This is a genomic window from Pseudomonas sp. NPDC088368 (assembly GCF_044753445.1).
GTDB lineage: Bacteria > Pseudomonadota > Gammaproteobacteria > Pseudomonadales > Pseudomonadaceae > Aquipseudomonas > Aquipseudomonas bambusae.
Window position 1 is genome coordinate 1 of record NZ_JBIVNG010000025.1, and the last position, 5,903, is coordinate 5,903.

General features: G+C 54.7%; 12 protein-coding genes and 1 pseudogene. All 13 read right to left on the minus strand.

Going from position 1 to position 5,903, the window contains the following annotated elements; genetic code table 11:
- Positions 1-24 precede the first annotated feature (24 nt).
- Positions 25-378, minus strand: a complete 354-nt coding sequence (rpsM, locus tag ACIQAL_RS31450; RefSeq protein WP_401152577.1) for a 30S ribosomal protein S13 — start codon at positions 376-378, stop codon at positions 25-27.
- Positions 379-509: 131 nt separating this feature from the next.
- Positions 510-626 (minus strand): 50S ribosomal protein L36, encoded by a 117-nt coding sequence (gene rpmJ, locus ACIQAL_RS31455; protein WP_002555468.1) that lies wholly within the window; start codon positions 624-626, stop codon positions 510-512.
- Positions 627-654: 28 nt separating this feature from the next.
- Positions 655-1,986, minus strand: coding sequence for a preprotein translocase subunit SecY (gene secY, locus ACIQAL_RS31460; protein WP_062384496.1), 1,332 nt, complete (start codon positions 1,984-1,986; stop codon positions 655-657).
- Positions 1,987-2,418 (minus strand): 50S ribosomal protein L15, encoded by a 432-nt coding sequence (gene rplO / locus ACIQAL_RS31465; protein ID WP_037017733.1) that lies wholly within the window; start codon positions 2,416-2,418, stop codon positions 1,987-1,989. It abuts the gene before it with no gap.
- Positions 2,419-2,421: 3 nt separating this feature from the next.
- Positions 2,422-2,598, minus strand: coding sequence for a 50S ribosomal protein L30 (gene rpmD, locus ACIQAL_RS31470; RefSeq protein WP_093468886.1), 177 nt, complete (start codon positions 2,596-2,598; stop codon positions 2,422-2,424).
- A 2-nt stretch (positions 2,599-2,600) separates the two neighbouring features.
- The gene (gene rpsE, locus ACIQAL_RS31475; protein ID WP_062384493.1) at positions 2,601-3,101 is read right to left on the minus strand and encodes a 30S ribosomal protein S5; all 501 of its coding nucleotides are present in this window, start codon (positions 3,099-3,101) and stop codon (positions 2,601-2,603) included.
- A 3-nt stretch (positions 3,102-3,104) separates the two neighbouring features.
- Positions 3,105-3,455, minus strand: coding sequence for a 50S ribosomal protein L18 (gene rplR / locus ACIQAL_RS31480; RefSeq protein ID WP_037017727.1), 351 nt, complete (start codon positions 3,453-3,455; stop codon positions 3,105-3,107).
- Between the two features lie 10 nt (positions 3,456-3,465).
- Entirely contained in the window at positions 3,466-3,999 is a 534-nt protein-coding gene (rplF, locus tag ACIQAL_RS31485; RefSeq protein ID WP_074758964.1) for a 50S ribosomal protein L6, read from the minus strand.
- 12 nt (positions 4,000-4,011) lie between these two features.
- Positions 4,012-4,404, minus strand: coding sequence for a 30S ribosomal protein S8 (gene rpsH / locus ACIQAL_RS31490; RefSeq protein WP_020290698.1), 393 nt, complete (start codon positions 4,402-4,404; stop codon positions 4,012-4,014).
- A 213-nt stretch (positions 4,405-4,617) separates the two neighbouring features.
- Complete coding sequence (gene rpsN, locus ACIQAL_RS31495; protein ID WP_003228726.1) at positions 4,618-4,923, minus strand: 30S ribosomal protein S14; 306 nt, start codon at positions 4,921-4,923, stop codon at positions 4,618-4,620.
- A gap of 13 nt (positions 4,924-4,936) precedes the next feature.
- Complete coding sequence (gene rplE, locus ACIQAL_RS31500; protein ID WP_037017720.1) at positions 4,937-5,476, minus strand: 50S ribosomal protein L5; 540 nt, start codon at positions 5,474-5,476, stop codon at positions 4,937-4,939.
- A 20-nt stretch (positions 5,477-5,496) separates the two neighbouring features.
- On the minus strand, positions 5,497-5,811 hold the full coding sequence (gene rplX, locus ACIQAL_RS31505) for a 50S ribosomal protein L24 (protein WP_002555478.1): 315 nt from the start codon (positions 5,809-5,811) through the stop codon (positions 5,497-5,499).
- Between the two features lie 11 nt (positions 5,812-5,822).
- A pseudogene (locus ACIQAL_RS31510) lies at positions 5,823-5,903 on the minus strand (50S ribosomal protein L14); the annotation flags it as partial.

Below are 5,903 nucleotides of genomic sequence, written 5' to 3' on the forward strand. Positions count from 1 at the left end.
CCTGTCGATTCGCTGGCGCGATTACTAGCGGAGCGCCTTACGCGGACCCTGACGGGTACGCGCGTTGGTCTTGGTACGCTGACCGCGTACTGGAAGACCGCGACGATGACGCAGACCGCGGTAGCAACCGAGATCCATCAAGCGCTTGATTTTCATGTTGATTTCGCGACGCAGGTCACCTTCAGTGGTGAACTTCGCGACTTCGCCACGCAGCTGTTCAATCTGCTCATCGCTCAGATCTTTGATCTTCGCCGCCGGGTTAACCCCGGTGGTAGCACAGATTTTCTGTGCAGTCGTGCGACCAACACCATAGATGTAGGTCAGCGAGATAACAGTATGCTTGTTATCTGGAATGTTAACGCCTGCAATACGGGCCATTCAGTGGGACTCCAATTGACAGCTACCTACGCCCCGGAAGCCAAGAAATAGGGCGCGAGATAATATCGCTGTAATAACAAATAATCAACCCAGCAGCGCACTAGCTGCTGGGCTTTTAGCACAGATCACACTCAGCCTTGGCGCTGCTTGTGACGTGGTTCCGCACTGCAAATTACTCGAACAACACCTTCGCGGCGAATAATCTTGCAGTTGCGGCACAGCTTTTTCACCGATGCACGAACTTTCATCACCAACTCCTCGAACCTTATGGGTGCTTCAGCGCAGCATGCCGCTGCCGTAGCCCTTCAGGTTGGCTTTCTTCATCAGGGATTCATACTGGTGCGAAACGAGGTGAGATTGCACTTGGGACATGAAGTCCATCACAACCACAACCACGATCAGCAACGAGGTCCCGCCAAGGTAGAACGGCACGTTTGCAGCCACCACCAGAAACTGGGGCAACAAGCACACGGCCATCATATATAGAGCACCGAACATGGTCAGACGAGTCAAAACGCCATCGATATAGCGTGCCGACTGCTCACCAGGACGGATACCCGGAATAAAGGCACCGGACTTCTTCAGGTTTTCCGCTACGTCTTTCGGATTGAACATCAACGCCGTATAGAAGAAGCAGAAGAAAATAATCCCTGCACTAAACAGCAGAATATTCAACGGCTGACCAGGAGCGATCGACTGCGAGATGTCCTGCAACCAGCCCATACCTTCAGACTGACCGAACCAGGCACCCAACGAAGCCGGAAACAGCAAGATGCTGCTTGCGAAGATGGCCGGAATTACGCCAGCCATGTTCACTTTCAGCGGCAAGTGGCTGGTCTGCGCTGCGAAGACCTTACGGCCCTGCTGACGCTTGGCGTAGTGAACAGCGATACGACGCTGACCACGCTCAATGAACACCACGAAACCGATGATCGCTACTGCCAGCAAACCGATGGCGACCAGAGCGAAAATGTTGATATCACCCTGACGTGCAGACTCGAAAGACTGCCCGATAGCCCTCGGAAGACCGGCGACGATACCCGAAAAAATCAACATCGAGATACCGTTACCAACACCGCGCTCTGTGATCTGCTCGCCCAGCCACATCATGAACAAGGCACCCGCCACGAAGGTGGTAACCGCCACGAAGTGGAAGCCGATATCAGCAGAAAAAGCGACGCCCTGACCCGCCAAGCCAATGGACATGCCAATAGCTTGAACCAGGGCCAGTACAACGGTGCCATAGCGGGTGTATTGGCTGATCTTACGACGACCAGCCTCACCTTCCTTCTTCAACTGCTCCAGCTGTGGGCTGACAGCGGTCATGAGCTGCATGATGATCGACGCCGAAATGTACGGCATGATCCCCAACGCAAAGATGCTCATGCGCTCCAGCGCACCACCGGAAAACATGTTGAACAAGCTAAGAATGGTCCCCTCATTCTGTCGAAACAGGTCCGCCAGCCGGTCAGGGTTGATACCTGGAACTGGGATATGCGCACCGATCCGATAGACGATAATCGCCAGGAACAGAAAACGCAGACGAGCCCAGAGCTCGGACAACCCGCCGCTTTTGCTGAGCGCTGAGAGAGCACCTTGCTTAGCCATTTATTCCTCGAATTTGCCGCCAGCTGCTTCGATAGCCGCACGCGCACCTTTGGTGGCTGCGATACCTTTGAGGGTGACCGCGCGAGTAACCTCACCGGACAGCATGATTTTCACGCGCTGTACGTTTTGGTTGATCACGTTGGCATCCTTCAGGGACTGCACAGTTACGACGCCTTCCACTTTAGCCAGCTCGGAGGTGCGAACTTCTGCACGATCCATAGCCTTCAAAGAGACGAAGCCGAACTTAGGCAGACGACGATGCAACGGCTGTTGGCCGCCTTCGAAGCCCGGAGCGATGGTGCCACCGGAGCGGGAGGTCTGACCTTTGTGGCCGCGGCCACCAGTCTTACCCAAACCACTACCGATACCACGGCCCGGACGATGCTTCTCGCGACGGGAACCCGGCGCAGGACTCAGATCATTGAGTTTCATCGATTAACCCTCGACTCGCAGCATGTAGTAAGCCTTGTTGATCATCCCACGGTTTTCCGGGGTATCAGCGACTTCTACAGTGTGACCGATGCGACGCAGACCCAGACCCTTAACGCACAGTTTGTGGTTAGGGATGCGGCCGGTCATGCTTTTGATCAAAGTAACTTTAACGGTAGCCATGATCAGATGATCTCCTGAACGTTCAAGCCGCGCTTGGCAGCGATGGACTCAGGAGACTGCATGGCCTTCAAACCCTTGAACGTTGCGTGAACAACGTTGACCGGGTTGGTCGAGCCGTAGCACTTGGCCAGAACGTTCTGAACACCAGCAACTTCCAGGACAGCACGCATTGCGCCGCCGGCGATGATGCCAGTACCTTCAGAAGCAGGCTGCATGTAAACCTTCGAAGCGCCGTGAGCGGACTTCATGGCGTACTGCAGAGTGGTGCCGTTCAGATCAACTTGGATCATGTTGCGGCGAGCAGCTTCCATTGCCTTCTGGATCGCAGCAGGCACTTCACGCGACTTGCCACGGCCGAAGCCAACACGGCCCTTACCATCACCAACCACGGTCAACGCGGTGAAAGTGAAGATACGGCCGCCTTTTACGGTTTTTGCTACGCGATTAACTTGAACCAGCTTCTCGATGTAGCCTTCGTCGCGTTTTTGGTCGTTATTTGCCATAACTTAGAACTCCAGCCCGCCTTCACGAGCAGCATCAGCCAGCGCCTTAACGCGACCGTGGTACTTGAAGCCGGAACGATCAAAAGCCACTTGCGATACACCGGCGGCTTTCGCACGCTCAGCGATCAGCTGGCCAACTTTAGTGGCCGCGTCGATGTTGCCAGTGGCGCCATCACGCAGTTCTTTGTCCAAAGTCGAGGCATTTGCCAGGACCTTGCTGCCGTCGGCCGAAATGACCTGGGCATAAATGTGCTGCGAAGAGCGGTACACGCAGAGACGCACGACTTCGAGTTCGTGCATTTTCAGGCGTGCTTTGCGAGCGCGACGCAGTCGGGTAACTTTTTTGACGGTCATTTGCTATGCCCTACTTCTTCTTGGCTTCTTTACGACGGACGACTTCGTCCGCGTAACGCACGCCTTTGCCTTTGTATGGCTCTGGACGGCGGAAGTCGCGGATCTCAGCGGCCACTTGACCAACCAACTGCTTGTCGATACCACGGATGAAGATATCGGTTTGGTTGGGAGTCTCAGCGGTGATGCCTGCTGGCAATTCGTAGTCCACTGGGTGCGAGAAGCCAAGGGCCAGGTTCAGCACCGTGCCTTTTGCTTGCGCTTTGTAACCAACACCGACCAGCTGGAGCTTACGCTCGAAGCCTTGGCTTACGCCTTGGACCATGTTGTTTACCAACGCACGAGTGGTACCGGCCATTGCGCGAGTCTGTTGATCGCCGTTGCGAGCAGCAAAACGCAGCTCACCAGCTTCTTCAACAATTTCAACGGACGAATGAATGTTCAGGTCCAGAGTGCCTTTTGCACCCTTCACCGAAAGCTGCTGGCCGACGAGTTTAACTTCGACGCCTGCTGGCAACTTAACGGGGTTCTTAGCTACGCGTGACATGCTTATCCCCCCTTAGAACACTGTGCAAAGCACTTCGCCGCCGACACCGGCAGCGCGCGCAGCACGATCCGTCATCACACCTTTGTTGGTGGAGACGATAGACACACCGAGACCGCCACGAACTTTTGGCAGATCATCGACGGACTTGTACTGACGCAGGCCTGGACGACTAACGCGCTTGACTTCTTCGATAACCGGACGGCCTTCGAAGTATTTCAGCTCGATAGACAGCAAGGGCTTGGTTTCGCTGCTGATCTGATAACCCGCAATGTAACCTTCGTCCTTCAGGACTTTGGCTACAGCCACCTTCAAAGTGGAGGATGGCATGCTTACGACGGGCTTTTCGGCCATCTGGGCATTACGGATACGAGTTAGCATGTCCGCTAACGGGTCCTGCATACTCATGGGCTAGACGCTCCTAATACAAAATAATTAGCCTTACGGCTACTGCTTGTCGCCACAAAAACACGGCCACGTGCGGACACGGGCTCTGGCGAGCCGGCAATTCTAGACGTACCCCAGAAACGAATCAAGCCCCAAAAGGGGCTTGATTCCAATTCAAGTGTTACGCCGGTCGGTTTCCGAAGAAACCTGCCCTCATAACACGAGAAGTTCGGCTTACCAGCTGGCTTTAACCAGACCTGGTACGTCACCACGCATTGCAGCTTCACGCAGCTTGTTACGGCCGAGGCCGAACTTGCGGTAAACGCCGTGCGGACGACCAGTCAGGCGGCAACGGTTACGCATGCGCGATGCGCTTGCGTCACGTGGTTGCTTCTGCAGCGCAACGGTAGCTTCCCAACGCGCTTCTGGACTTGCGTTCAGATCGACGATGATTGCTTTCAGTGCTGCACGCTTGGTGGCGTACTTGGCAACGGTGAGCTGACGCTTCAGCTCACGGTTTTTCATGCTCTTCTTGGCCATGGTCCTACTCCAATCAGTTGCGGAACGGGAACTTGAAAGCACGCAGCAATGCGCGACCTTCTTCGTCCGTACGAGCAGTGGTGGTCAGGGTAATGTCCAGACCGCGCAGGGCATCGATCTTGTCGTAGTCGATTTCCGGGAAAATGATCTGCTCTTTCACGCCCATGCTGTAGTTGCCACGACCATCGAAGGACTTGGCATTCAGGCCGCGGAAGTCGCGAACCCGAGGCAGGGAGATCGACAGCAGACGATCCAGGAATTCATACATACGCTCACGGCGCAGAGTCACTTTGACGCCGATCGGCCAGCCTTCGCGGACTTTGAAGCCAGCGATGGATTTACGAGCGTAGGTCACAACGACTTTCTGGCCGGTGATCTTTTCCAGGTCAGCAACAGCATGCTCGATGACTTTTTTGTCGCCGATTGCTTCGCCGAGACCCATGTTCAGGGTGATCTTTGTTACGCGTGGAACTTCCATCACGTTCGACAGCTTAAGTTCTTCCTTAAGCTTCGGTGCGATTTCCTTCCAGTAAATCTCTTTCAGTCGTGCCATGGTCTTCTACCTAGCAGTGTTCAAGCATCAACCGCTTTTTGGGTCGACTTGAAGACACGAATTTTTTTGCCGTCTTCAACTTTGAAACCAACGCGGTCAGCCTTGTTGGTTGCGCCGTTGAAAATGGCGACGTTGGAAGCGTGCAGTGGCGCTTCTTTCTCGACGATACCGCCCTGTACGCCCGACATCGGGTTAGGCTTGGTATGACGCTTCACCAGGTTAATCCCACCAACGACCAAACGGTCGTCAGCGAGAACCTTGAGCACCTTACCGCGCTTACCTTTGTCTTTGCCGGCGATCACGATGATCTCGTCGTCACGACGAATCTTTTGCATGTCGGATCTCCTTACAGCACTTCTGGGGCGATCGAGACGTTCTTCATGAACTTCTCAGGACTAAGTTCACGTGTGACTTGCCCAAAGATACT